26 protein-coding genes, 1 tRNA gene and 1 pseudogene are annotated in these 24602 nt (G+C 64.4%); 19 read left to right on the forward strand and 9 right to left on the reverse strand.

The features are described 5' to 3' along the window. Positions 1 to 671: 671 nt before the first annotated feature. The gene (locus tag AC5Y4H_RS17175) at positions 672 to 1307 is read left to right on the forward strand and encodes a TetR/AcrR family transcriptional regulator (protein ID WP_014710941.1); all 636 of its coding nucleotides are present in this window, start codon (positions 672 to 674) and stop codon (positions 1305 to 1307) included. 58 nt (positions 1308 to 1365) lie between these two features. Here AC5Y4H_RS17175 and AC5Y4H_RS17180 read toward each other — a convergent pair whose 3' ends face one another. Then, the gene (locus AC5Y4H_RS17180) at positions 1366 to 2559 is read right to left on the reverse strand and encodes a cytochrome P450 (RefSeq protein WP_014710942.1); all 1194 of its coding nucleotides are present in this window, start codon (positions 2557 to 2559) and stop codon (positions 1366 to 1368) included. An 83-nt stretch (positions 2560 to 2642) separates the two neighbouring features. Between AC5Y4H_RS17180 and AC5Y4H_RS17185 the strand changes: the two genes are divergently transcribed. Continuing rightward, a complete protein-coding gene (locus AC5Y4H_RS17185; RefSeq protein WP_014710943.1) occupies positions 2643 to 3224 on the forward strand; it encodes a TetR/AcrR family transcriptional regulator in 582 nt (193 codons plus the stop codon). 57 nt (positions 3225 to 3281) lie between these two features. On the opposite strand, the gene AC5Y4H_RS17190 is transcribed toward AC5Y4H_RS17185, so the two are convergent. Together AC5Y4H_RS17190 and AC5Y4H_RS17195 are read right to left on the reverse strand one after the other, a co-directional pair. After that, positions 3282 to 3593, reverse strand: coding sequence for a hypothetical protein (locus tag AC5Y4H_RS17190; RefSeq protein WP_131806047.1), 312 nt, complete (start codon positions 3591 to 3593; stop codon positions 3282 to 3284). A gap of 59 nt (positions 3594 to 3652) precedes the next feature. Continuing rightward, positions 3653 to 5026 (reverse strand): rolling circle replication-associated protein, encoded by a 1374-nt coding sequence (locus AC5Y4H_RS17195; RefSeq protein ID WP_224097131.1) that lies wholly within the window; start codon positions 5024 to 5026, stop codon positions 3653 to 3655. Positions 5027 to 5328: 302 nt separating this feature from the next. Here AC5Y4H_RS17195 and AC5Y4H_RS17200 point away from each other — a divergent pair. After that, a tRNA-Phe gene (locus tag AC5Y4H_RS17200) sits at positions 5329 to 5396 on the forward strand. Positions 5397 to 5425: 29 nt separating this feature from the next. On the opposite strand, the gene AC5Y4H_RS17205 is transcribed toward AC5Y4H_RS17200, so the two are convergent. After that, positions 5426 to 7093, reverse strand: a complete 1668-nt coding sequence (locus AC5Y4H_RS17205) for a TIGR00366 family protein (protein ID WP_499983410.1) — start codon at positions 7091 to 7093, stop codon at positions 5426 to 5428. On the opposite strand from AC5Y4H_RS17205, the pseudogene AC5Y4H_RS17210 reads away from it, so the two are divergent. After that, positions 7071 to 7396 (forward strand): annotated as a pseudogene (locus AC5Y4H_RS17210) (cytochrome P450); the annotation flags it as partial. The gene AC5Y4H_RS17205 and the pseudogene AC5Y4H_RS17210 overlap by 23 nt on opposite strands. A 6-nt stretch (positions 7397 to 7402) precedes the next feature. On the opposite strand, the gene AC5Y4H_RS17215 reads toward AC5Y4H_RS17210, so the two are convergent. After that, a complete protein-coding gene (locus AC5Y4H_RS17215) occupies positions 7403 to 7900 on the reverse strand; it encodes a DUF5994 family protein (RefSeq protein WP_499983412.1) in 498 nt (165 codons plus the stop codon). 468 nt (positions 7901 to 8368) lie between these two features. Here AC5Y4H_RS17215 and AC5Y4H_RS17220 point away from each other — a divergent pair, with 468 nt between their 5' ends. From AC5Y4H_RS17220 to AC5Y4H_RS17255, 8 genes are all read left to right on the forward strand, one after another. Continuing rightward, positions 8369 to 8602 (forward strand): hypothetical protein, encoded by a 234-nt coding sequence (locus tag AC5Y4H_RS17220; protein WP_499983415.1) that lies wholly within the window; start codon positions 8369 to 8371, stop codon positions 8600 to 8602. Between the two features lie 551 nt (positions 8603 to 9153). After that, positions 9154 to 9357 (forward strand): cold-shock protein, encoded by a 204-nt coding sequence (locus AC5Y4H_RS17225; protein ID WP_499983418.1) that lies wholly within the window; start codon positions 9154 to 9156, stop codon positions 9355 to 9357. 132 nt (positions 9358 to 9489) lie between these two features. Next, positions 9490 to 10188: a M15 family metallopeptidase gene (locus tag AC5Y4H_RS17230; RefSeq protein ID WP_499983420.1), complete on the forward strand. Its 699-nt coding sequence runs from the start codon at positions 9490 to 9492 to the stop codon at positions 10186 to 10188. Between the two features lie 86 nt (positions 10189 to 10274). Then, positions 10275 to 11087, forward strand: a complete 813-nt coding sequence (locus AC5Y4H_RS17235) for a class I SAM-dependent methyltransferase (RefSeq protein ID WP_499983422.1) — start codon at positions 10275 to 10277, stop codon at positions 11085 to 11087. A gap of 153 nt (positions 11088 to 11240) precedes the next feature. Next, positions 11241 to 12818 carry a methylmalonyl-CoA mutase family protein gene (locus tag AC5Y4H_RS17240; RefSeq protein ID WP_499983424.1) on the forward strand — a complete coding sequence of 526 codons (1578 nt, stop codon included), beginning with the start codon at positions 11241 to 11243 and terminating at the stop codon, positions 12816 to 12818. Beyond that, entirely contained in the window at positions 12819 to 13244 is a 426-nt protein-coding gene (locus AC5Y4H_RS17245) for a cobalamin B12-binding domain-containing protein (RefSeq protein WP_083093844.1), read from the forward strand. After that, positions 13229 to 14185, forward strand: coding sequence for an LLM class F420-dependent oxidoreductase (locus tag AC5Y4H_RS17250; RefSeq protein ID WP_499983426.1), 957 nt, complete (start codon positions 13229 to 13231; stop codon positions 14183 to 14185). Before AC5Y4H_RS17245 ends, AC5Y4H_RS17250 begins: the two co-directional genes overlap by 16 nt. Next, on the forward strand, positions 14182 to 15219 hold the full coding sequence (locus AC5Y4H_RS17255; protein WP_499983429.1) for a CaiB/BaiF CoA transferase family protein: 1038 nt from the start codon (positions 14182 to 14184) through the stop codon (positions 15217 to 15219). The genes AC5Y4H_RS17250 and AC5Y4H_RS17255 overlap by 4 nt, the downstream gene beginning before the upstream one ends. A gap of 74 nt (positions 15220 to 15293) precedes the next feature. On the opposite strand, the gene AC5Y4H_RS17260 is transcribed toward AC5Y4H_RS17255, so the two are convergent. From AC5Y4H_RS17260 to AC5Y4H_RS17270, 3 genes are read right to left on the reverse strand one after another with little or no spacing between them, the layout of a single operon-like run. Continuing rightward, positions 15294 to 16559 (reverse strand): amidohydrolase family protein, encoded by a 1266-nt coding sequence (locus AC5Y4H_RS17260; protein WP_499983431.1) that lies wholly within the window; start codon positions 16557 to 16559, stop codon positions 15294 to 15296. 3 nt (positions 16560 to 16562) lie between these two features. Beyond that, positions 16563 to 16877, reverse strand: a complete 315-nt coding sequence (locus AC5Y4H_RS17265; protein WP_499983468.1) for a hypothetical protein — start codon at positions 16875 to 16877, stop codon at positions 16563 to 16565. A 19-nt stretch (positions 16878 to 16896) separates the two neighbouring features. Beyond that, positions 16897 to 17199 (reverse strand): 2Fe-2S iron-sulfur cluster-binding protein, encoded by a 303-nt coding sequence (locus tag AC5Y4H_RS17270; RefSeq protein WP_499983433.1) that lies wholly within the window; start codon positions 17197 to 17199, stop codon positions 16897 to 16899. Positions 17200 to 17360: 161 nt separating this feature from the next. Between AC5Y4H_RS17270 and AC5Y4H_RS17275 the strand changes: the two genes are divergently transcribed. From AC5Y4H_RS17275 to AC5Y4H_RS17290, 4 genes are all read left to right on the forward strand, one after another. Continuing rightward, entirely contained in the window at positions 17361 to 18767 is a 1407-nt protein-coding gene (locus AC5Y4H_RS17275; protein ID WP_499983436.1) for a class I adenylate-forming enzyme family protein, read from the forward strand. Beyond that, entirely contained in the window at positions 18745 to 19650 is a 906-nt protein-coding gene (locus tag AC5Y4H_RS17280) for an acyl-CoA dehydrogenase family protein (protein ID WP_499983438.1), read from the forward strand. Before AC5Y4H_RS17275 ends, AC5Y4H_RS17280 begins: the two co-directional genes overlap by 23 nt. Continuing rightward, complete coding sequence (locus tag AC5Y4H_RS17285) at positions 19637 to 20719, forward strand: acyl-CoA dehydrogenase family protein (protein WP_499983441.1); 1083 nt, start codon at positions 19637 to 19639, stop codon at positions 20717 to 20719. The genes AC5Y4H_RS17280 and AC5Y4H_RS17285 overlap by 14 nt, the downstream gene beginning before the upstream one ends. Positions 20720 to 20836: 117 nt before the next feature. Further along, on the forward strand, positions 20837 to 21607 hold the full coding sequence (locus tag AC5Y4H_RS17290) for an enoyl-CoA hydratase/isomerase family protein (RefSeq protein ID WP_499983444.1): 771 nt from the start codon (positions 20837 to 20839) through the stop codon (positions 21605 to 21607). Between the two features lie 12 nt (positions 21608 to 21619). Here the strand turns inward: AC5Y4H_RS17290 and AC5Y4H_RS17295 are convergent, their stop codons facing one another. Then, entirely contained in the window at positions 21620 to 22483 is an 864-nt protein-coding gene (locus AC5Y4H_RS17295; protein WP_499983469.1) for a proline iminopeptidase-family hydrolase, read from the reverse strand. A gap of 170 nt (positions 22484 to 22653) precedes the next feature. Here AC5Y4H_RS17295 and AC5Y4H_RS17300 point away from each other — a divergent pair, with 170 nt between their 5' ends. The 3 genes from AC5Y4H_RS17300 (at position 22654) to meaB (ending at position 24360) form a co-directional block, all read left to right on the forward strand. Beyond that, positions 22654 to 23172, forward strand: coding sequence for a phenolic acid decarboxylase (locus tag AC5Y4H_RS17300; protein WP_499983446.1), 519 nt, complete (start codon positions 22654 to 22656; stop codon positions 23170 to 23172). 137 nt (positions 23173 to 23309) lie between these two features. Then, positions 23310 to 23465: a hypothetical protein gene (locus AC5Y4H_RS17305; protein WP_499983450.1), complete on the forward strand. Its 156-nt coding sequence runs from the start codon at positions 23310 to 23312 to the stop codon at positions 23463 to 23465. Positions 23466 to 23472: 7 nt separating this feature from the next. Beyond that, positions 23473 to 24360, forward strand: a complete 888-nt coding sequence (gene meaB / locus AC5Y4H_RS17310; RefSeq protein ID WP_499983455.1) for a methylmalonyl Co-A mutase-associated GTPase MeaB — start codon at positions 23473 to 23475, stop codon at positions 24358 to 24360. The last annotated feature ends 242 nt before the right edge of the window (positions 24361 to 24602 follow it).

The following is a 24602-nucleotide window of genomic DNA, read 5'->3' on the forward strand; positions in this document are numbered from 1 at the left end:
ATTGGCCCGAGAGCACCCCGCAGGCGACGGACCAGCATTTCGCGCCTGGCGCGACGTGCCCCTCGGCGCGCAGGTTGATTGACCGTGACGACGCACCGTCGCCGAAATTCTGAAAGGTTCATGAACGCCGCAGACGAAAAGCCAGCCGGGAAGTTAGCCTGGTGGGATCGTCGTGCACGTGGTTGTACATTTCCCGGTTCATCAAATTGTCGTCCAGGTATGAGCAGTAGCGAGGCGGGTAATGCCGAGGACGAACGCGGTCTTGGTCCGGCGGCGTTCGGTGGATGTCACTGGTAATGGTGCGGCCGCTGAGCCTGAAACCGCGAGCCGCACTCATCCACACTTGGGTCCTGGTTAGCGCAAGCAGCGCATTCATCGCAGAACGCCATCCTCGGCGTGTGCGAGTCCCTGCCGCACAAGTTGGGAGGGTTCGTGGGATGGCCTCATGAACCGACATGCCAGCCGTGCATTGGTGGCCTTTTGGACCACGGGTTGTTCGAGCCGTTGCCTGATCACGAATCCCCCTACTACGCACAAACCCCTACGAATAACTGTACTATTGGTAGCGCTATGCTACCAACAGTAGCGTTAGTTGGGTAGTGGCTGGATCAATCGCCAATGCAGATGCGATTCGGTGCGGGCCAGGTATGCGTAGGGTTTACGGTGACCATATGGAGCGCGACGGTTTTGACATGCCGGTCGACGACGATGTCGATCCGCGCCTGGTGCGCTCCCGGACCCGGCTATTAGATGCAGCCACCAAACTCCTCAGCGCCGGCGGGATTGAAGCCGTCACCATAGACGCGGTCACCAAGGCCTCTAAAGTTGCGCGCACGACCCTCTATCGCCACTTCAGCAGCTCCACTCAACTACTGGCCGCCACATTTGAACGGCTGCTGCCGCAGGTTCACCTTCCGCCGGCGACGGGATCGTTGCGCGACCAACTCATCGAACTGTTGAGCCGACAGGCCACGCTGTTCCAGGAGGCGCCGCTGCACGTCACCACACTGGCTTGGGTCGCGCTTGGCCCAACATCAAACAGCACTCAGGAGACCTACGATCGGCACGCGCTGCGGACCCGGATCATCGAGCAGTATCGCCAGCCGTTCGATCTACTTTTGCAAAGCCCCGAAGCCTGCGCCGACCTCGATGAATTCGACCCCGAGCTGATCCTGTGCCAACTCGTGGGGCCGGTCGCCTTCGCGCGCCTCACCGGGCTGCGTGCCATCGATCGTCAAGACTGTGAGCGCATCGTCGATGACTTCCTCGCCGCGCACCGCCGCAAGGTCGACGAGCCCGCATCGTAGTGATCCCGCTCCGCGGGAATGGCGCCGCCCCAGCCGCTCTGCCTGACGCGCAGTTCGGCTAATTTGCCGACCACGAGATAGGCAAAGACATATAGCCCCGGATGAGGCCCGACCGCAGGCGCTGCGCGTTCTCTAGGTCGACTTCCCAGTTGGGCACTCGGGCCAGCAGGGCGCGCAACGCTATCCGGGCCTCCATCCGCGCTAATGACGCACCGAGACAGAAGTGGATACCTCGGCCGAACGCCACTTGATGTTCGGGTTTGCGCCCGATATCGAACACGTCGGGATCAGCAAACACTCGTTCGTCACGGTTAGCCGAGCCGAACAACAGCAGCACTGAATCACCGACGGACATCGTGACGCCATGCAGCGTGACGTCGCGGGTCAGAGTTCGTGAAAGTCCTTGCACCGGTGAGTCATACCGGAGGAGCTCCTCAACTGCGGGACCAAGCAAGTTGTCATCGGCGACTAGTCGTCGGCGAATGTCGGGATCGCTCGCAAGCACTACTGCGGCGTTGCTGAGCAGGTTCGAGGTGGTCTCATGGCCTGCGATGAGCAGCAACAGGCAAAAGCCAAGGAGGTCCTCGTCAGTAAGACGCTTTCCGTCGATCTCGGCGGACACCAAGGCCGACATCAAGTCGCCGCGCGGTTCGCGTCGACGCTCGGCGAGGAAGTCGGTGAAGTAGGCATAGACGGCCGCAGCCGCGGCCAGCCCCTCGCCCATCTCACCGCGCGCCGGATTGGACTGGACCATCGTGGTTGACCACTGCCGAAACTGTGCGCGGTCCTCGCGAGGAATGCCGAGCAAATCAGCGATCACCATGGCCGGCAGGACGGCGGCAAAGTCGGCGGCAAAGTCAACCGACCCTGCGCCCCGGTCAAGGCAATCTGATAAATCCTCCGCCAGGTCCTCAATCCCACTACTTAACGCCGCGATGCGCCGCGGGGTGAACGCCTTGCTTACCAACGCGCGCAGCTGATCGTGTCGCGGGGGATCCATCAAAATCATCATGGGCAAGAACGATGCGTGGAAATCTGAGCCCGGTGGAGTTGGAAATATGCCGTCCACGGATGAGTAGGTGTGATGGTCAAGCAGCGCGCTGACGACATCTTCGTGGCGACTGAAAACCCACGTGTTGGAATCGGCTGCGCGATACAGCGGGGCTTTGTCGCGCAGCTGCCGGTAGATGGGGTAGAGATCGTCCTGAATCGTCGCATCGAACGGGTCGTAGCGAAGTTGCACCGTCGTCATCTGAGCTCCTACCGCTGTGAATCTAATTATACGGCTGTCTAATCCAGTAGTTTAGACTGTAAGTCCAACCGAGAGGAGCGTCAATGCGCGAGGTTCCGCGAAAAATTGCCGACCGCCTGCCGCCGGCGGCGGCACTTTTCGCAGACCGCGGGCTCAACGACACCAAGATCGAAGACGTCGCCGCCACCACCGGCATCGCCAAGGCCACCCTTTACTACTACTTCGCCGGCAAAGAGGAAATACTCGCCTTCCTCCTCGAAGACGTCCTACAGCAAGTCGCGCACGAGGTCGCCGCAGTCGTGGAGGCAGAAGGCTCCGCCGCTCAGCGCCTGCACGCAGTCATCAGTGCCCAGCTGCGCGTGATGGCACAGAGACCCGCCGTCTGCCGCGCTCTCATCGGGGAACTGGGCCGCGCCGCCCGCATGCCCGTCATCGCCGACATGATCAGCGCCGCATACTTCGCACCCGTCGAGACGTTACTTCGCGCTGGCGCCGGCGACGGCTCACTCGTGACCCTCGACAACCCAGCAGTTGCCGCGATCGCGCTATTCGGTGCCGTCACGACCAGCGCACTGACCTACCTAGTGCTTGACGATGCGCTCGACGAAGATCGAATTGCCAGAACAATTCACGACCTCGTTTTTGTCGGTTTACGACCGCGCTAGCCGTCCCCCGCACCGCGTGGACGGTAGTGCGCAGCTGAGCATGGCCCGCGACTCGGACTATCCGGAGCATCCAGGCGACGCGGGGTCGTCGGAGTGAGCTACAGACAGCGCGTGACGCAGCGGATGAAGTACGGCTGGCCCACCCGTATGCACCGCCAGCCGCAGCTGCTCAATGACTGTGTGCACCTGACGTCGCTCTTCAGTGTCGGAAAGTCCGAATTCATAAAGCTCCCAACGATATTTATGATCCTCCAGCCGCAGGAGTAGCTCGTTGATCACGTTGTCCAGGTCCATCTGCTCAGCGGCCAATTCCTGATGATTCCTCGGCCGCTCACCATCCGGCAGGCGCGGCGACAGTTCGATGGTCACGTGCTAAGCGTATGTAGCCGGTTGCTGCAATGCGACGGTCAGAGGTGAATTGCGTTAGATCACTTACGGCCCGCGAGTTGTTCGTCGCGCACCGCCTTCGCCCGATCCGCCGATAACGCTGCCGCGAGCTGGGATGCGAACGCTGGTCCGTCGTTCACAAGGGCGTAGCCACCCGCGAAGCCGCCTTGGCGGCAGAGAAGTCGCCTCCGACAGACGTTGCGGTGGCGTACTTTGCCAGTCTTGGAGTTTGTTCGTTGAACTGCGACGCGGGTCATTCGCGGAACGAGTGCGGTGGGGAAGCAGTGGGTGCAATCGCTATGAATGGCCTGTGAGCGAGACCACCGACGGATGATCCTTCGGGCCGTCAGGTATGCGTCCTGGGCGATCTCAACGACTGCGGTTGCTCGTTCCAACCCGTGGACCCCCCAAAAGCGACCCGGTCCGCGGCCCGGCCGCCGCCAGGCCTCCGGAACGATGTGCTGGTATTCCTTGTCGCCCAATCTATTCGGTGATGAGTGCTTCGTGAAGTAGATCGCCAAGCGTTTGGGGTCGCAAGCACGCAATCCGTTGAGGCTGTCGATAGCCGTACCGGCGCGCAAGTGGCGTGTGCGTTGTTCAGGGTCGGGATGGGCGACGACTTCCGCCCATTCCTGCGACAACCATTCGCTGAACCTACGGCCTGATCGACCGACGGTATACGGGGGAGCCATCCATAGGTGAATGTGTGGTGCGCCGCGGCGTTGAAATTCCATCTTCCAGATGTAGCGCGCTGGTTCACCCCATTCGCGCTGAAATCGTTTGCGCCACAGCATCATATGTCGCTTTACGCTGGCTCCATCGGGTGCGACCGATTCCCAGTCGCCGGGGTAGGTCAGCGTGACCATCGCGGGTACCCGTCCGCTTTCCACCATCGGCGTGTAGTCCAGCTCGGCGAAGGTGCGGCACATCGCCGCACGCGACTTGCGGGACCATTCGGTGATCGCACGGCCCGACGGGTCAGGCACATCACGACCGGCCTTTATGCGGTCTACCTCGCCCGCTACGTCCTGCATGTGCTGGCCCACGGTCCGCTCAGATGCCTTCTCCGCGCGAACGGGATTGGTCCAGCCGAGACGGACGACGCCCGGGCCGATCGTGATCCGGAATCGCCCGCACTCAGGTTCGACATCCAGCCGGTCCCGTCCATGCGCCCATGGTTCGGCCGGTTCGAACAGCGCCGCTGCCGAGGCCACCATGTTGGGCCTCGGGAACCGCAGCCCCAAGGCATCCGAGGCCGACAGTTCCGCATCAACAATGCCGTCGACGGTGTCGCGGACACTTTTGGCGCATATAACAAGCCCGTTGGTCCCAGCCGGAACACGGTCTACGCCGCTCCCGCCGTCCGACCGACCGCTACCGCTCTCGCGCCCTGCGGCCTTGCCGGCCTCGGGCACTCGCGGTCTACCGGCGTCCGCCGCTCCGTCCGTGTTCCGGCTGGCCGTTCGGGTTGTGTCCGGCCGAAGGGTGAGTCGCTCCGCAATCGAGCTCGTTGAATGCGCGCTCGACCTCGTGATGCCGGGCATCGGGTACCTGCTCCCCGGGAGCCCCCAGCGCGCATCACTGAGTGACGGGCGATGAAGGGTCCCTTGTCGGGAGTGCTGTCACCGTGTCCGGTCTGTGTCCGATCGCCGGACGAGCAGCCTGCGTCAGACGCGCTCAGCGCGGCGTATTTGACGTATGGGAGTCATTAAACCGCAGGCCAGCGGCCGTTCCATCCACCTGAAAAGCGGAAGGTCGGCGGTTCGATCCCGCCCCTGGCCACCAAGGATCTCCGAGTTCTCGAAGCAGCGGCGTCAAACCACGTAGGGCGCAATCAGAGTGGTGGCACCGAGCACCAGCAGCCCGATCAAGAACGCGACGATGGTGAAGCCCATCACCTGACGGACATTGAGTTTGGCAATCGCAAGCAGTGGCAAGAGCCAGAACGGCTGGATCATGTTCGCGACTCCTTCGCCGACGGCGACGGACATGGACATCAACCCGAGGTAGGCCGGCGAGGTCTGACCGAGCGCCCGCGCCGAGTCGACCGCGATCGGGCCCTGCACTGCCCAGTGTCCGCCGCCGGACGGCACGAACAAGCTGATGATCAACGAGCCGATGAACGTGAGGAACGGCAGCGTGTACTGCGTCGCGCCGCTCACAAGCCCGTGCGCCAGCAGCGTCTGCAAGGGCGCGGCCTTGGTTTGCGTGGGCGCATAGCCGAGCAGCGCAACCAGACCCCCGTACAGCGGGTACTGCAGCAGCAGCGGACCAGACACCTTTGCGGCGCCGGTGAATGCCCGGATGAAGCGGATCGGCGTGCGGTGCAGCAGCGCACTCGTGATGGTGAACAACATGATCATCGAGGAGATGTTCAGCGCAAAGCCACTGAGCCAGAAGTAGGCAATGCCCGCGGCGAACACGACGACATTGAGGATCCACTGGTTTTCCAGCCATTCGGCAAACGATCGCTTGCCTTCGGTTTTGATCCCGGGCTGGTCCTCGTTCTCGAACACAGCGGGATCGGGAGCAAGGCGTTGTGCCGGCTGCATGCGCGAAATCGCAAGCGCGAGCAGCGTCAGCACGACGATCACCGACACCCAGCTGTAGGGCTCAAAGATGGTCAGCTTCAGCGGCACCGTGGCGCCAGTCATCTTGTGGATCACGTTGATTGGGCTGCCGTCGTCCGTGTTCGCCAGCGCGATCGACGACGAAAGTCCCTGTGTCCAGACGATGAAGCCCATGAACGCCGCCGCGATGAGGTAGCCGAAATGTGTGTCGGTGAAGCGCTTCGCGACCTGGCGGGCGATCAGCGCGCCCGCTACCAACCCCAGTCCCCAGTTGAGCAGCGAGAGTGCGGCAGCCACGCCAAAGCACAGCAGGGCTCCTTGCACCTGGTTCCTCGGCTTGCTCGCGATGTAGACGATGGCCCGCTTCAGCACCGGCGCCTCGGCGAGCGTGTAACCGGTCACGAGGATCAGAACCATCTGGAAGGCGAAAGTGAAGATGTTCTGCGATCCCCACACGCCCGCGTACCAGGCCTTGAGCATGCCGGTCGCCGAGGCGCCGTGCACCAAGAGCGCAACCAGCGCGGCGACGATGACGGTGAGGATCACCGCGAACAGGTAGGGGTCGGGCATCAGCCGTTCGACATAGCGGACGCAGAGCGCGGTGAACGCTTGGATGATGCCGCGGCGTCTGGGTTTACGGTCTTCCTCTGACCGCCCTGGTTGGTCGGGCTCGGCGTCGGGTGCCTCGGTCGTGGCCATGGGGTCTTCGCTCGTCGTCATCGACCTGCCCTCTTGTTCATCTGGCCAGCCGCGTTCGACCGCGCGCATTGGCCGATCGTAATGGACCTCGCGAAGGGCCGCTTGGTTTGTGCTCGCCGCATCGTCGACGATGCGCGCAAAGGTTTCGTGGATTGTGAATACGCTTGCATTGCCGTGCCTTTGACGGGTTGTCCGGGCCGGCACAGTCATCATGCGTGCCTGGGAGCGGCGAACCGTGACCCGCGAAAATTCGAGAATCCCAATAAATTTCAGCTTGACCGGAAGAACGTCCGTGAGCACATCGCCTTCGGTCGCGGAATCCACACCTGCGCGGGTGCACCGCTGGCGCGGGTGGAGGGCCAAGTCACCGTCAACCGCCTCCTGGATCGAACGCGCGACATCCGGATCAGTGAGGCCAGGCACGGGCTGCCGTCTAACCGCGAGTACAGCTACGAGTCCACGTTCTTATTGCGCGGGCTCAAGGAATTGCACATCGAGTTCAGCCAGGCCTACTGACGAGCATCAGCCCGGCTTTGCAAAGTCTTTCGCTTCGGCCTGATGCGTGGGCGCACCGTAACCCGACACACGTTCACGCTGTTTTTGCGCAGCCCGCAGGATTGAGTCCGCGGCGACAAAAGCGGGTTTGACGCGGTCAGCATTCTCGATGGGTAGATTTGCGGCCCGGCGGAGCACCATCAACGCCAACCCGCTGTGGGTCGCGTACGAGACGATCAAAAGGTTGACGCGAGCCTGTAGGCCGATGACCGTCATGACATGCTGGCGTTTGCCTTCCCATCCCGGCCAGTTGAGATCGGGCGGCCGTTGCAGCGACGACCAATTGACGTTGATGGATGTGACTTCTCCCAGCAAAGGAGTCAGGACCGCGACAAGCTCGGGCAATTCATTGGTGATGCGGTCTGCACGCGGCCACCACGCACCGTCGATATCGCGGCCGAGTTCGCGAGCCACGGAGAGGCGGATGGGAGTGGATTGGCGTCGGGTCCTGACCGCGAAGCTCATTGCAGACACCGCAGCCGGCGGCTCGCGCACTTGGTCACGGCGGCACAGCTGCCCGCAAAAGCCGTCGAATTCGTCTGACGTCGACGAAAGACCGGTATCGCGTAGCCCATGGGCGGTTCCTTCGCGCTCGGCGTCGTCGGGTCCACGGACGCGGGACCGACGGAGGAATCACATTGCCCGTGGGTGTCATCCGCGTCGATTGCGCAGTCGACCACCGCTGACAACGAATGGCTCGCTTTCGACGCTACGCCATTACCGGCCTACCTGGGCGATCAGGGGCTAGCGACAGCGCGGACAAGCGCGGCTACTGGCTGGCTGACCGCGTCTGAGGAATTCGCCCGGCAGATGAACTGATCGTTTTCAACGGCGACAAATCCCTTGCGGTGCATGCGATGAGACGATGCCTGCCATCTGCACCGTAAAGGGGGATGACGCGTAGGGTGGTGGCAACGGGGAGGACGGGGCTAGATGGCAATAGAGAACTGGTGCGAAGCGGTCGAAATCCACCCCTCGCAGATCCGCGTGGGTGACATCATCGGCACGCGGCGTCCCAGCGAACTGCGTCTGACGGTCAAAATGATCAGTGGGCCCCAGAGTGGTCCGGGGCAGTGGACATTTTTCAGTCGAGATGACAACGGTCAGCAGCGCACCAGTACGTTCGGCGAAGGCGAATTGGTGCGCAGGTACGCCAAAGCATCTTGACGTCCAAGCACTTCAGGGCCGATCACGACGTTGGTTTGAAGATCCGTCGGTGTCGGGCCGATCGGAAAATGTAGGGTGCTCGACGGGTTTCGCAGAGGTTTCGCCCGAAGCGACATACCTCGGTGCCTCGGGGTGGGAAAACAGGTTCGACTGGTCCATGGGCTGTCCTTCCGAATGAAGAGTTCGGCCGATGCGCATTGCTACCTGGCGTCGGACGACGATCGAATCGCACGGCGGCCTCATTCGTGATTCGTCCGCGATTCGCGGTGACCGCTAGAGCGCGGTTCTTCTCCACTCTACAGGCAGCCCGCGCCGTGCATGTCGTGCGCGGGCGAGATGCTGCCTTGGCGTGCCTTTGGTATCGAGACGGCGGCTCGGTCAGCGCATGAACGAGCTGATTCCACCGGTCACGGGCGTGACCACCGTTCGGAGACCCGCTGCAAATGAAATAGTAAGCGATGCAATTGTTTTCGAATTATGGTCCGCTCGTGCTACCCTGAGCCCGCATGGATGTGATTGGTACATCCGCATTTGATGAGAGAAGTAAGTAAATGGCACAGGGAACTGTGAAATGGTTCAACGGTGAAAAGGGCTTCGGCTTCATCACCCCTGACGACGGCACGAAGGACCTCTTCGTCCACTACTCCGAGATCCAGGGAAGCGGCTATCGCTCGCTCGATGAAAACCAGCGTGTGCAGTTCGAGGTTGAGCAGGGAGCCAAGGGGCCCCAGGCAGTAGGAGTCAGTACCGTCTGATCACATACGTCAGGGTGGGCTGGTGCGATTCCTTCGTACCAGCCCACCGGTGTTTTCAGACATGTGGACGCCGGTTGCGACAACACCTGACGCCTAACCCGATCCGGACCGACGAACCGGAATAATGACTGCATGCGTCGCGCATGGGTGCTGCCATTGACCATTGCAGTGTCGATAGTGTCAGCGGTTTCGTCGTTTACCGCGCACGCCGGCCCCGACGTGCCGCCGGTCAGCGACGCCGCACGCGCGGCCGGGTTCGTGGACGTCCGCAGCGTCATTCCCGACGCGATACTCGACCTGCGCTACGCAACGACCAACAATTTCACCCACACGCAACTGTATCCGTCCGACGCCAGATGCCTTGTGCACCAATCGATGGCGCCTGGCCTGACCGCCGCGGCCGGCGCGCTGCGCCCGCAGGGGCATCTCCTGGTCTTCTGGGACTGCTATCGACCGCACGACGTTCAGGTCAAGATGTTTGATCTGGTCCCCAATCCCGCGTGGGTGGCACGCCCGGGACCGTACGCGCACAGCCACGAGTCGGGGCGTTCGGTTGACGTGACGTTCACGACGACGCAGCAGCCGTGCACATTGGGCCTGCACGCGAGCGGGCTTTGCCTGGCCGACATGGGTACCGACTTTGACGACTTCACGCCTCGGGCAGCCGCTTTCAATACGCAGGGCATCAGTGCTGAGGCTGTGGCGAACCGGGCGGCGCTGCGCTCGGCCATGAACTATGGCGGCCTGAAGGTGTATTCGGGCGAGTGGTGGCATTTCGACGGTCCGGGAGCCGGTGTCGACCAACCGATCCTCGACGTACCCGTCGACTAGCATATCTCAAAATATGAGACGATAATTTCATAATGTGGCCGAGGGGCGTAGGCTGCCACACGAGACGCGGCAACCGAGGGGTCAGGGTGAAGGACCAACGTCAAGCGACGTATACGCACGGCCATCATGAGTCGGTGTTGCGGTCTCACCGGGTACGCACTGCCGAAGACTCCGCCGCGTACCTGTTACCGCACCTGAACAGCGGGCTGTCCCTGCTCGACGTCGGGTGCGGACCCGGCACCATCACCGCCGACCTGGCCGCCCTCGTCGCGCCCGGTCCGGTCACGGCCGTCGACCAAGTTCCCGACGTGCTGGGTGTTGCCCGCGCCGAAGTCGAGCGACGCAACCTGTCCAACGTCTCGTTCGCGACCGGCGACGTGCACAACCTCGACTTCCCCGACGACACCTTTGATGTGGTCCACGCGCATCAGGTGTTACAGCACGTGGCCGACCCGGTCGCGGTGCTGCGCGAAATGCGGCGGGTGTGCGCGCCCAGGGGCATCGTGGCGGCCCGTGACGCCGACTACTCAGGGTTCGTCTGGTACCCGGAGCTGCCGGCGCTCGACCTGTGGCGCGAGCTCTACCAGCGCGTCGCGCGCGCCAACCGCGGCGAACCGGACGCGGGCCGGCGACTGCTCTCGTGGGCGCGGCAGGCGGGCTTCGGCGACATCACCCCCACCGGCAGCCTGTGGTGCTATGCCACGCCCGCGACGCGCGACTGGTGGGGCGGCATGTGGGCCGACCGAATTCTGCACTCGGCCGTGGCGCGTGACCTGCTGAGCATCGGCCTGGCGACCAACGCACAGCTCGAGGAGATCTCCGCCGCGTGGCGAGAATGGGCCGGCGCCCCGGACGGCTGGATAGCCATCCCGCACGGCGAAATCATCTGCCGCGCATAGACGTCACCGGTGACCGCGAGGCCGATTCCACGGCGGCCACCGGAGGCGACGACGGTGCGATCGGCGAGCGAACCGGTGGGCATCGCGCCTCCTTTTGCCTGCTCATACGTGTGGTATTGGCATTCTCTTTTTTTGCAAGTACGTTATTCACCGATGGATAATACGGCCCACACTCCGTCTGGTATCCCGCTGCAACCCGTATACGGGCCGGCGGACGTAAGCGTGGAGCCTCCGCAACCCGGAGAGTTCCCCTTCACCCGGGGCAATTTCGCGTCCGGCTATCGCGGCAAGCTCTGGACCTTCCGGCAGTACTCGGGCTTTGGCACCGCCGAGGAATCCAACCGCCGGTACCGCTACCTGCTGGAGCAGGGCGGGACGGGGCTGTCGGTGGCGCTCGACCTGCCCACCCAGTGCGGATACGACTCCGACGACCCCGAGTTCGGCGAGGAGGTCGGCCGGGTCGGCGTCGCCGTGGACACCCTGGCCGACTTCGAGATCCTGTTCGACGGCATCCCGTTGGACAAGCTCAGCACGAGCATGACGATCAACGGGACGGCGGCGATCCTGCTGGCGTTCTACGTCGCCGCTGCCGAGAAAAAGGGGATTCCGCGGGAGAAGCTCACCGGGACGATCCAGAACGACATCCTCAAGGAGTACGCCTCGCGCGGGACCTGGATCTGGCCGCCTGAGCCGTCGCTGCGACTGATCGCCGACACCATCGAGTTCTGCGCGGCAGAGGTTCCCCGGTTCAACGCGATTTCGGTGGCCGGAGCGCACTTCCGCGACGCGGGGGCCAATGCTGTTCAGGAGATGGCGTTCACGCTGGCCGACGGGGTGACGTACTGCGACACCGTGGTCGAACGCGGCCGGATGACGATCGACGAGTTCGCGCCGCAGATCTCGTTCTTCTTCTACACCCACGGGGATTTCTTCGAGGAGATCGCCAAATACCGTGCGGGACGGCGGCGTTGGGCGACGATCGTGCAGGAGCGCTACGGGGCGAAGACGGCGAAGGCGGCGATGTTCCGCTTCGGCTGCGTGTGCGGCGGCGCGTCGCTGTACGCACCGCAGGCCCACAACAACATCGTCCGGGTGGCTTACGAGGCGATGGCCGCGGTGCTGGGCGGTGTGCAATCGATGTTCACCGCGGCTTGGGACGAGCCGTTCGCCCTGCCCACGGAGGAAACCACGACACTGGCGCTGCGCACCCAGCAGATCCTCGCGCACGAAACCGGCGTCGCCAGCGTGGCCGACCCGCTCGGCGGCTCCTACTTCGTAGAGGCGCTGACCGACGCGACCGAGGAACGCATCATCGAGATCATGTCCGACCTCGAACGGCACGGCGGCATGGTGCAGGCCATCGAGGACGGTTATCTGCAGGGCCTGATCGCCGACGAGGCGTTCAACATGCATCAGGACGTCGAAGCAGGCACTCGCCCCGTCGTCGGCGTGAATCGGTTTGTGACGGAGGAGCCGGCCCACGACGTCGTCACCTACGAACTCGACGCCGAAGGACGCGATCTACAGCTCAAGCGGCTGTCCAAGGTCAAGTCCGAAAGAGATTCGGCCGCGGTGAAATCCACATTGGACGCGCTGTCGCGGTCAGCCGAGGGAGACGACAATCTGATGCACAAGCTGATCGACTGTGCCAACGCGTACTGCACGGTCGGGGAGATGGTCTCCGCCCTCAAGGCAGTGTGGGGCGAATTCCAGCAACCGGTGGTGTTCTAGATGGCCGTCCGCGTTCTCGTTGCCAAGCCCGGCCTGGACGGGCATGACCGCGGCGCCAAGATCGTCGCCCGCACCCTGCGCGACGCCGGGTTCGAAGTCATCTACACCGGCATCCGCCAGCGCATCGAGGACATCGCCTCGATCGCGGTCCAGGAGGACGTGGCGGTGGTGGGGCTGAGCATCCTGTCGGGTGCGCACCTGGCGCTCACCGCCCGTACCGTGGAGGCGCTGCGCGCCGCCGATGCCGCCGACATCGCCGTCGTCGTCGGGGGCACCATCCCGCACGCCGACGTCCCCAAGCTGCTGTCCGCCGGCGCCGCCGCGGTATTCCCCACCGGGACACCGCTGGACGACCTGGTGCGCGACATCCGCGCGCTGACCGGCACGCCCGAACCCGTCACGGAGGAACCATGCGCGTCGGAGTGATGATCGGCGCCGAGCGTGGCGACATGGCCCGCAAGGTGGACAAACTGGCCTCCGACATCGAGTGGGCCGAGTCCGCGGGCCTGGACACGGCGTGGATGCCGCAGGTGCCCAACGACTTCGACTGTCTGACCATGGTGTCGCTGATGGCCGCCCACAGCACACGCATCGAATTGGGTACCGCCGTGGTGCCGCTGCAGGCTCAGCACCCCATCGCCCTTGCCCGCCAAGCGCTCTCGACGCACGCGGTGGCGGGTGGACGGCTGGCGCTCGGTGTGGGGCCGTCGCACCACTGGATCATCCGCGACATGCTCGGCCTGCCGTACGAGAAGCCGGCCGCCTACACCCGCGACTACCTCGAAGTGCTCAGCGCCGCCATTGCCGGTCCGGGATCGGTTGACGTCGAGAACGATTCGTTCAGGGTGCACAATCCGCTGGCGATCGGGGCCGATACCCCGATGCCGGTGCTCGTCGCCGCCCTGGGACCGGTGATGCTGCAGATTGCCGGCGAACTCGCCGACGGCACCGTGCTGTGGATGGCCGACGAGCGCGCGATCGGTGATCACATCGCGCCGAAGATCACCAAGGCTGCCGCCGGCGCCGGGCGGCCCGCTCCCCGGATCGTCGCGGGCATTCCGGTATGCCTATGTGCGCCTGGACAAGTCGAGGAGGCCAAAGAGCGGGCCAACCGCATCCTGGGGGAGGCCGAGGTATCGCCCAACTACCAGCGCTTGCTCGACCGTGGCGATGCCCGCGACGTCGGTGATCTGTGTGTGGCCGGCGACGAGGACGCGATCCTGGCCCGGATGCGCCGCTTCGCCGACGCCGGTGTGACGGATCTGTCGGTGCGCCTGCTGCCGATCGGCGACAACCGCGATGAGCTGGTCGCATCCAAGCGGCGCACCCGCGACATGATCGCCTCACTCGCCGCGGAATTGCGTTGACCGCAAGCACCTCCGGGCCGCTGGCCGGGATACGCATCCTCGAGGTCGGCACCATGCTGGCGGGTCCGTACGCGACCATGCTGCTCGCCGATCTCGGCGCCGAGGTCACCAAGATCGAACCGGCAGGCGGTGAGATCTCCCGCAGCGTCGGCGCCACCTACTTCGCCAGCCTCAACCGCAACAAGTCCAGCATCACACTGGACCTCAATTCCGATGCGGGACAGCATCGGTTGGGCGAACTGGTCGCGGATTCGCACGCCCTGCTGGTGAACCTCAAGCCGTCGGCCATCCGCCGCTTGGGCCTGACCTACGACGAATTGCGACGGCACAACGAGCGGATCGTCTGCGTGGCGATCACCGGCTTCGGGTTGTATGGCGGCGACGATCCGGCGTTCGACTACGTGGTGCAGGCGGGTGTCGGCACCGCCGCACTGACCGGTGACCCGGACGGTCCGCCGACGCTGCCCGGCTACTCCTCGGCCGACAATTCCACCGGAATGACTGCGGCACTGGGGTTGTTGGCCAAGGTCATCTCCGGCACCGGCGGCCAGGTGGATGTGTCGCTGCGCGACGTCATGCTGTCCCAGCTGAATTACCACGCCTCTGCCTATCTCAACAGTGGCGTCGAGCCCCAGCGCCGCCCGCACGGAGCCCACTCCTATTACGTTCCCGCGCAGCTCTTTCCGACGGCGGAGGGCTACCTGGCGCTGTTCATCACGCACGACGGCTTCTGGAAGTCCTTCGCCGCGGAAGCGGGCATCGGGGGTTTCGAGACGATGGCCGAGCGGGTCGCCCGCCGCGACGAAGTGCTAGCCGTGGTGACCGCGATGCTGGCCACCGACAGCGCCGCCGGGTGGGAGCGGCGACTGCGTCCGCTCGGGGTTCCGGCCGCGGCCGTCCGGACCCTGCCCGAGGCGCTGGAGGCGACCCCGGAGGTGGTTGTGACAGCGGGCGCATTCCGTTTGGTCGGAAGCCCGATCCACATCTCCGGCTATGAACCCGAGTACCGGCCGCCGCCGGAGTTGGGCCAGTAGGTACCTCCGTCGCCGAGTGTGAAACTAACTTGACGGTCGATCGCCAACGTAAAATTAACTTCACGTTCGCCGCACTACGTCAGCTTGGCCAGTTGCTTTTCCTGATACAGCCGCGCCCACTCGGCACGCGACCGGATCGACACATCCACGTCGCTTCCCTTGGCGCGCAAGGCCTTGACAGTCGCCTGCTCGCGAGGCGTCCGGGCGAACGGATCCCACCCGAAGAACCTGCACGAGTTCTGCCAAGTGATCTTGTTGATGTCGGAATCGGCTGCCCCGGCGGCATTGAGCTCGGCGAGCACCTGCTCGGGCGCGTTCGGCCAGAAGCAGTCCGAGTGCGGATAGTCACATTCCCAGGCGATGATGTCGATGCCGATCTCGTGCCGCAGCTTCAGCGACGTCTTGTCGGTGACGTAGCACGCCAGCGAGTGTTCACGAAATACGTCACTGGGCAACTTGTCGCCGAAGTCACGGCGTAGCCACTTCTGGTTGGTGTAGTGGCGGTCGCTGCGATCCAAGTAAAACGGAATCCAGCCGATACCGCCTTCGGAGAAGGCGAATTTCAGATCCGGGTAGTTGCGCATGGCCGGGCCCCACAGCAGATCCTGCGCACACATCGCCGAAACCTGGGTGGCCAGAATGATCAGGTTGTCGATCGGCGCGTTGGGCGCCATGCTGATCGCCCCGAAACCGGTGCCGATGTGCAGACACATCACCACGTTCTGCTCGGACAGAGTGCGGAACACCGGGCCCCAATAGTCTTCGTCGTGGTAGCTCGGAAGGCCTTCCAGGTGAGGTAATTCCGGCATGGTGACCGCCCGGCAGCCCTTCGCGGCGACCCTGCGGATCTCGGCGCACATCGCCTCGGGATTCCACGTCGGGAGGATCGAGATTGGGATGAATCGGTCGGGGTAGGAGCCGGCCCACTCGTCGATGTGCCAGTCGTTGTAGGCGGACACCATCACGAGCGTGACCTCTTCGCGGTGCATGTTCAGGTGCCGGGCCGAGAAGCCGGTGAACGTCGGGAAGCACATCGACGCGAGGATGCCGTTGCGGTTCATGTCCCGGACCCGTTCGTGGACGTCATAGACGCCGGGACGCATCTCGGCGAACCCGGCCGGATCGCGGCCCCACTCTTCGGCCGGCCAGGACACCACGGCGTTGAGTCCGCTCACGCCTTGCGGCCTGCCCTGATACATCCACTGGTCGACGCCCTTGTCGTCCATCACGACGATCGGGGCCTCGTCCCGGTACTTGGCGGGCACGTGCCGCAGGAACATGTCCGGCGGCTCGACCACATGGTCGTCAATGCTCACCAAGATCAGGTCATCGACATTCATGGGCTAGCCGACGCATTCGGTAGTCGTCTCGAGCAGTCGTGGGATGGGCGCCGGATCCAGCTTCAGGGCGTCGGACATGTGCAGTTGGCCGGCATTCGCGATCATGTTGTCCAAAATGGCCTGAAGATCGTCGCCTTCGAGTTCGTAGATGGCGACATACGGGCCCTGTCCGTCAACCGGACGCAGCCGGCGTGCCCCAACGATTCCGTCGAGCGCCAGCAGTTCGGGTATGTGAACCTCGTCGTACCAGGTGTTGTACTCCTGCTCGCGATCCGGCGAGCTGGGCAGACTCTCGACGTACATGATTCCCTTGGCCATTGCCGCCGCCTCTCCGTGGCTACTCATAGCGCACCGTGACCGAGTCCGTATCCGGAACGCCCTGGCACGTCAGAATGTAGCCCTCGGCGACCTCGTCGGGTTCGAGAGCGTCGTTGACCCGCATGGTGGCATGGCCCTCTTCGAGCTTCGCCATGCACGTACCACAGTTGCCGGCCTCGCAACTGAACGGCGGTTCCAGCCCGGCCCGCCGCGCGGTTTCCAACAGAGTCTCGCCCGGGACTATGGGCACCGAAACCTTCTTGCGGTCGAGATGAATCGTCACCGTGCCGGCACTCGAGCCGTTTGTTGCCGGATCTGTCACCCGCGGGTCCCCTCGATGGTCCGGGTGACCGTCACTGAGACCGCCCCCTCTGCCGTATTTGCATTCTTCAGTATAGAGAATACTATTCTCACTTAGCGATAGCATCTTCTCAGGACGGTATGGATGTCGGGTCAGCCCGGTCTGTCAGGAAAGGACGGGACGTGACCGAGCCGGCAGCGCTCGTGTTCGAGGAACAGCGATTCAGCGTGCCCGAACTACATGCGTTAGCCGACGGATGGGCCGCCAGCATGGCAAAGCACGGGGTCACCTCAGGTCAACGAGTCGCCGTGATGGCCTCGAATCGGCCGGAGTTCCTCGCCGTGGTGCTGGCGATCTGGCGACTGGCTGCCACGGCGGTGTTCATCAGTCCCGCGTGGAAGCGCGACGAGGTCGACCATGCGCTCGCGCTGACCCACCCCGGGTACGCCGTCGGGGACCACCCGGTGCTGGCCGGTCTGATGCCGATGTTGCACCTCGACGAGCCGGTCCCGCCCGCGGAGCCGATAGCCGGCGGCGCGCCGCCGCTCACGAACGACGCGGCGCTGGTGTTCAGTTCCGGCACCACCGGCCTGCCCAAGGCCGTCCGGCACACCCACGCCTCGTTGGAGGCGGCGGTGCGGCATTGGCGCCAAGCTTTGCAACTGACCCACCACGACCGGATCCAGGTTGCGACGCCGCCGTCACACATCCTCGGACTGTTGAACCTGCTGACCGCGTGGAGGACCGGCGCCTGCGTGCGGCTGCATCGCCGATTCGACATCGACCGGCTACTGCGGCACATCGAAAGTGACCGCATCACCGTGGAAATGGCGGTCGCTCCCATCGCGCTGGCGATCGCGTCGCATCCCGACCTCGAGTCCTATGACCTGTCGTCGTTGCGCTACATCATGTGGGGGGCTACGCCGGTCAACACCCACGTCACGGAGACGGTGACCCGACGCACCGGAGTGCGTTGGCTTCCGGCCTACGGAACCACGGAATTGCCTGTCGTGGCGTGTAATCCGATCGAGGACTCCCGGCTCGACACCGTCGGACGGGCGGTGCCCGGTGTGGACCTGCGCGTCGTTTCGCTGGAGACCGGCGAGCCGGTCGGCCCGGGCGAGGTCGGAGAGATCCAGGGCCGGTCGGCGTCGCTCATGGCCGGATACCTCCCGGCCGAAGCGACCGGCGAGGCGATCCATGACGGGTGGTACCGCACCGGGGACGTCGGCTGGCTCGATACCGGCGGTTGGCTGCGAATCACCGACCGCCTCAAGGAGATGATCAAGGTGCGCGGCTTCCAGGTCGCCCCGGCCGAAATCGAGACGGTGCTGCACGGCCATCCGGCCGTCGAAGACTGCGCGGTATTCGGCATCCCCGACGGACTCAACGGCGAAGCCGTCGTCGCCGCGGTCGCGACGTCCGCGCCCGTCGACGCGACCCAACTGACCGCCATGGTGGACGAAAGGCTGGCGTCATATAAACATCTGAGCCGGGTGGTGTTTGTCCCCGACATACCTCGCCTGCCTTCCGGCAAGGTGCTGCGCCGAGTGCTGAAGGAGCGATATGGATTTACGTCTGACAGCTGAACAACAGCAATTGCGAGATGCCGCCGCCAAGCTGGCCGACGATCTGGGACCCGCAGCGGTGCAGGACCTCGACGACCAGACTCGAATTGCCCGTCTGGACAAGCAGATCGAGAACACTGGCTGGCGGTCGTTGCGTTCCGATGGGGCCTCCGGTGTGGAGGTGGCCATCGTGGTCGAGGAATTCGGCCGCCGCCTTGTCGACACACCGTTTCTCGGGCCCGTGCTCGCCGACGATCTGGGTCGCCACGTCGGCGCGCACGTTTCGGCGGCGACGGTAGCCGTCGGCGACCGAGTGATCGACGCCCGCGGCGCCCGGCGCGCCCTGTCGCTGTCGGGCGGCACGGTCCTCGCCGTCGATGTGCAGGTCTCGCCGCAGAGCGTCGACCTCACCCGGGCCGACGCCACGATCGCGGGATCACCGCAGACGTTGGGCGACGTGTCGCCCGAGATTGCCGAACAGTGGCGGGCACTCGCGCTGGTCGCCACGACCGCCGACTTGGTCGGCGTCGCCCGGGGCGCGCACGCCGTCGCCTGTGACTACGCCAAGATCCGCGAACAGTACGGCAAGCAGATCGGCTCGTACCAGGCCATCGCGCACTTGCTGGCCGAAAGTCTTGCGCTGATTGAGGGTTCGGTGAGCGTGTTGCGACATGCCGCCTGGGCCGTCGATGAGCTTGCCCCTGTCGAAGCCATCCGGGCCGCACAGATCGCAAAGGTCTACTGCGCGCGCGCCGCCCGCACCGTCTGCGAAACGGCCATCCAGGTGCACGGCGGTATCGGCAACACCTGGGAATGCGTGGCGCATGTCTACCTGCGTCGCGCCCTCACATCGACCGAGCTGTGGCCGGTCGCGTTGAAGGAGATCGATTTTGGACTTTCGTGACTCACCCGACGAGGCCGCCTTCCGGCAGCGGCTGCGCACGTGGCTTGCCGCCCACGCCAAGGACTTCTCGGGCTCGGGCGACGAGTATTGGGTTCGCATGGCCGACTGGCACCGCGCCCTCTACGACAACGGCTTTTTCGGCCTGTCCTGGCCACGCGATTGGGGCGGCCAGGACCTGGCCCCGGTCTACGACGTCATCGTCGACGAGGAGCTGGTGCGTGCCGGTGCGCCGCCGCGCCCCAGCGTCGGGTACCTGGTGTACGGCATCGGAGCGCACGCCGGCGACGAGCTCCGGAAGCGCTTTTTGCCCGGCATCATCAACGGCACCGAGCGCTGGTGTCAGGGCTTCAGCGAACCGGGCGCCGGATCGGATCTGGCTTCGTTGACCACCACCGCCCGGCTCGAAGGTGGCAACTACGTGGTCAACGGGCACAAGATCTGGACGAGCTACTCCGACGTCGCGGACCGGTGTTTGTTGCTGGCGCGCACCGACCCCGAGGCGAAGCGCCACCGCGGCCTGTCCGCGTTCGTCCTGGACATGAAACAGCCTGGCGTGCAACAGCGCCCGCTACGGATGATCAACGGGGTCACCAACGAGTTCGGTCAGGTGTTCTTCGATGATGCGACGGTGCCGGCGGACCGGATGGTCGGCGCTCCCGGTGATGGCTGGGCAGTGGCCATGACAGTCGTCGGGCACGAGCGCGAGCCATCCACGCTCGGCTATGCGGCCCGCTATGGCAAGCTCGTCCGAGAGCTGTTGTCCCGCAACGACGGAGAAGTACCCGAAGAGTTGGCGTGGGCCGCGGTTCAGTCGGACATGCTGACCCATCACGTGCGGCGGCGGCTGTCCGAACAGCTCGACGGGGTATCGCATGGCTCGGATGGGTCGCTGGACAAGCTGCTGATGACCTGGGTGGAACAATCCGTCGGCCATGCGGCCCTGGCGGTCGCGGGAACACGCGATCCCGATCTGCTCAGTGCCTACCTGTACAGCCGGGCGCAGAGCGTCATGGGCGGGACGTCACAAATTCAAAAGAACATCATCGCTTCACGAATCTTGGGATTGTAGGAGTGATCGCGAACGCGGGCGAAGCCCGGGTGAAGCGGGTCACGACTATAGAAGGAGTGATCGCGAACGCGGGCGAAGCCCGGGTGAAGCGGGTCACGACTATAGAAGGAGTCTGACGTGTACGACATGCCTACCGAAATCGACGTTCAGGCCGATGGTGCGCTGCGCATCATCACGCTCAACCGGCCGGATTCGCTCAACTCCGTCAACGACAACCTGCACGTCGGGCTCGCGCGATTGTGGCAGCGATTGACCGATGACCCCACAGCGCGTGCCGCGGTGATCACCGGGGCCGGCCGCGCGTTCTCGGCGGGTGGCGATTTCACGTATCTGGAAGAGCTGGCGAACGACGCTGAGCTGCGTGCCAAGACCATCCGGGACGGGCGGGAGATCGTGTTGGGCATGGCCCGCTGCCGAATCCCCGTGGTAGCGGCGGTCAATGGCCCCGCCGTCGGCCTGGGCTGCAGCTTGGTGGCACTCAGCGACATCGTCTACATCGCCGAGAACGCTTATCTGGCCGACCCGCATGTGCAAGTCGGGCTGGTAGCAGCCGACGGTGGACCGCTGACCTGGCCACTGCACATCAGCCTGCTGCTGGCCAAGGAGTTCGCGCTCACCGGCACTCGCATCAAGGCGCAGCGCGCCGTCGAACTCGGCCTGGCCAACCATGTGGTCGACGATCCAGTCGCCGAGGCGATCGCCGCCGCCAGAAAGATTTTGGAACTACCGCAGCAGGCGGTGGAGAGCACCAAGCGGGTGCTCAACATCCACCTGGAGCGGGCCGTGCTCGCCAGCTTGGACTACGCGTTGTCGGCCGAGAGCCAGTCGTTTGTGACGGAGGACTTCCGGGCCAACGTCGCGAAATTCAACTCGGCCAAAAAGAACTGAGGCCGTTGGTCCTCAGGCGTCGTTCTGGCGCAGGAAGTCACGCATCACCGCATCGAACTTGCCCGGCTCCTCGATGAACGGCATGTGGGCGCTGTCTTCGAAAAGCTCGAAGCGCGAACCAGGTATGCGTTCGTGCATATCCCACATGTGTTCGGGCACGCATTCGTCGTACCTGCCCGCGAGCACCAGGGTCGGCACGGCGATTTCATGGAGCCTTTCGAACACGTCCCAGTCGCGGATCGTCCCGACGATGTGAAAGTCGCTGGGGCCGAACATGGTCTCGAAGATTTCGGCGCCCATATTGCGGAACGCGTCCTCGAGCTCTCGTGGCCACGGGCGAACCCGGCAAAGATAGGTTTCGTTCCAGGTGCGGATGGCGGCCTGGTACTCCGGCGCGTGCGTGCTGCCGGCGGCCTCATGCTGGTCAATGGCGGCCTGGGTGGCCGGATCGAGCTCGGACTTCAGGCGCGCCACCATCTTCGCGAACGCCGGGATGGAGGCGATGCTGTTGGAGATGGTCAGGCTCGCGGCGCCGGCGGGCGCCGCGTCGAGCACATACTGTTGGGCCAACATCCCGCCCCAGGAGTTGCCGAACAGGTGGAAGCGGTCCAGCTGCAGGGCTCGCACCACGGCGTCGACCTCGGCCACCGAGCGCTCCATCGTCCAAAGCTCCTGGTTGGGTGGGCATTTGGAGTTTCCGCAACCCAGCTGATCCCAGAAGATGATCTCGCGCTCCGTGGCCAATCGCCCCAGCGACCGCAAGTAGTTGTGCGGCAAACCCGGCCCGCCGTGAATTACGAGCAGCGGAAGCCCCAGGCCGGCGCCGGTCCGCTTGAACCACACGTTGCCGCCCGGGACCGCGACCATGCCCTGCATCATCCACCCACCATTGCAAATCAACGCTGTTCTTGCAGCCCTGACCATGCCCGCCGCTGTGCTCCTGGCAGTATCTGGTGATGAATGGGTAAGCAACCGGACCGCCTCGCCGATGTGCAGAACAACTGCGCGGGCGGCCAACGCCGCCGCGGCCGACATTGAGGATGGCAATGACCAGTGTCACGAATCCGATCCCGCCGCAAGATCTTTCGGGAATCGTCGGGCATCGCTTGATCTACACCTATGCCAACGGATGGCAGTACGAAATGTACGTCAAGAACGCCACCACCATCGACTACCGCATCCATTCCGGGCACGTCGGAGGCCGCTGGGTCAAAGGCCAGGAGGTCAACCTCGTTGAACTCGACGACGACAGTTTCAAAATTTCCTGGACCGAACCGACCGGCACCTGCGTGGCCGTCAACATCCTGCCCACCAAACGCCGTGTCCACGGCGTCATCTTCTTCCCGCAATGGATCCGCATGCACGGCAAGCGCACGGTCTGCTTCCAGAACGACCACCTCGAGGAGATGCGGACCTACCGTGACGATGGACCGACCTATCCCATCTACGAAGTCCCGGAATTCGCCTACATCACCCTGTTCGAATACGTCGGAACCGACGACGAGACCGTCATCGACACCGGCCCGGAACACCTGCCGCCGGGATGGTCGAACCGCACCAACTAGGGGGACGCTGCCGCCGCGTCGCTCTCCACGTGCGGGCCGCTTGTTGCTACTCACACTCTCGTAATGCGAGAATATGGTTCTCACATGTGTGGATGGCTCGCAGCGTCCCGCACCGGCTGGTTGAACTGGAGAGGCCCGTGTCTGAAGCCGTCATCGTGTCCACCCTGCCCACCCCCATCGGCACCGCCCGCAAGGGCACACTGCGCCGCCGCGGCGGTGGCATCGGCGTCGCGGCGATGTGCGCGGGCGGAGGAATAGGCTCGGCGACGGTGATCGAAGTCGCGGCTCCATAATGCGTACATGATCATCGCTGATCTGATTGCACGCGCGCGCAATGGATCTCCCCGCGCGGCCGGCCGGCTCCTCAGCCTCGTCGAAGGCGAGCAGCGCGACGAGGTCTTGGCGACCATCGGTCCCGCACCGGACGGGATGGGGCCGGTCGTCGGCATCACGGGGCCGCCGGGCGCGGGAAAGTCGACAACGGTCGCCGCTCTGGTCAGCGCCTACCGCGGACGCGGACTGCGGGTGGCGGTGTTGGCGGTAGACCCGTCGTCCCCGTTCAGTGGAGGCGCATTGCTGGGCGATCGAATTCGAATGGCCGCGCATATCAACGACTCCGACGTACTCATCCGTTCGGTGGCCACCCGCGGGCATCTGGGCGGCCTTGCGGCCGCAGTCCCGGCGGCCATCCGGGTGCTGGGCGCGATCGGCTACGACGTGGTCCTGCTAGAGACGGTGGGGGTGGGTCAGTCCGAGATCGAGATTGCCGCCGTCGCCGACCCGACGGTCGTCATCCTCAATCCCGGCGCGGGCGACGCGGTTCAGGCGGCCAAGGCGGGCGTCCTGGAAGTCGCCGACATCGTGGCGGTCAACAAGGCGGACCGGGACGGTGCCGAGCAGACGGTTCGGGATCTCCGGGCCGAAACCAGCGCCCCCATCGTTTCGCTGATCGCCGCCCGAGGTGAGGGCATCGAAGACCTGATGGCGGCCATCGAGGACCATTGCCGCACCGACAGCCGCGCCCGCCGGCTGGCCCGCGCCCGAGCTCAAATCCTTTCGCTGGCGCAGACCAGGCTGCGTACCCGGCCCGATCTCGAGCGGCTCGCCGAGGCGGTCGTCGACGGCGACCAGGACCCGTACACGGCAGCCGATCAGCTGATCTCATTTCCCGCGACCCCGACGGCCTGACGGCCCGCTGTCGTCCGATCGGGGGCGCGTGCGTTGATCACCGTTGCGGGGCCGTTCGGCGGAGGTGCGTCGCGCGCGATGCCCTGAGTTGAGGGTCAGGCAGATCACTAGAGACCCAATCAGGTTCAGGTTAGCCACGTCGGCGTTTGTGTTCGTATCGTAAACGAATCCTTTGATGCCTCAACCCGTTTAGGGCTTTGATCCGGTGCCGGTCATTACCGGCCGCGGTGAGTTCCCTAGTT

Source organism: Mycobacterium sp. NGS58 (genome assembly GCF_059812385.1).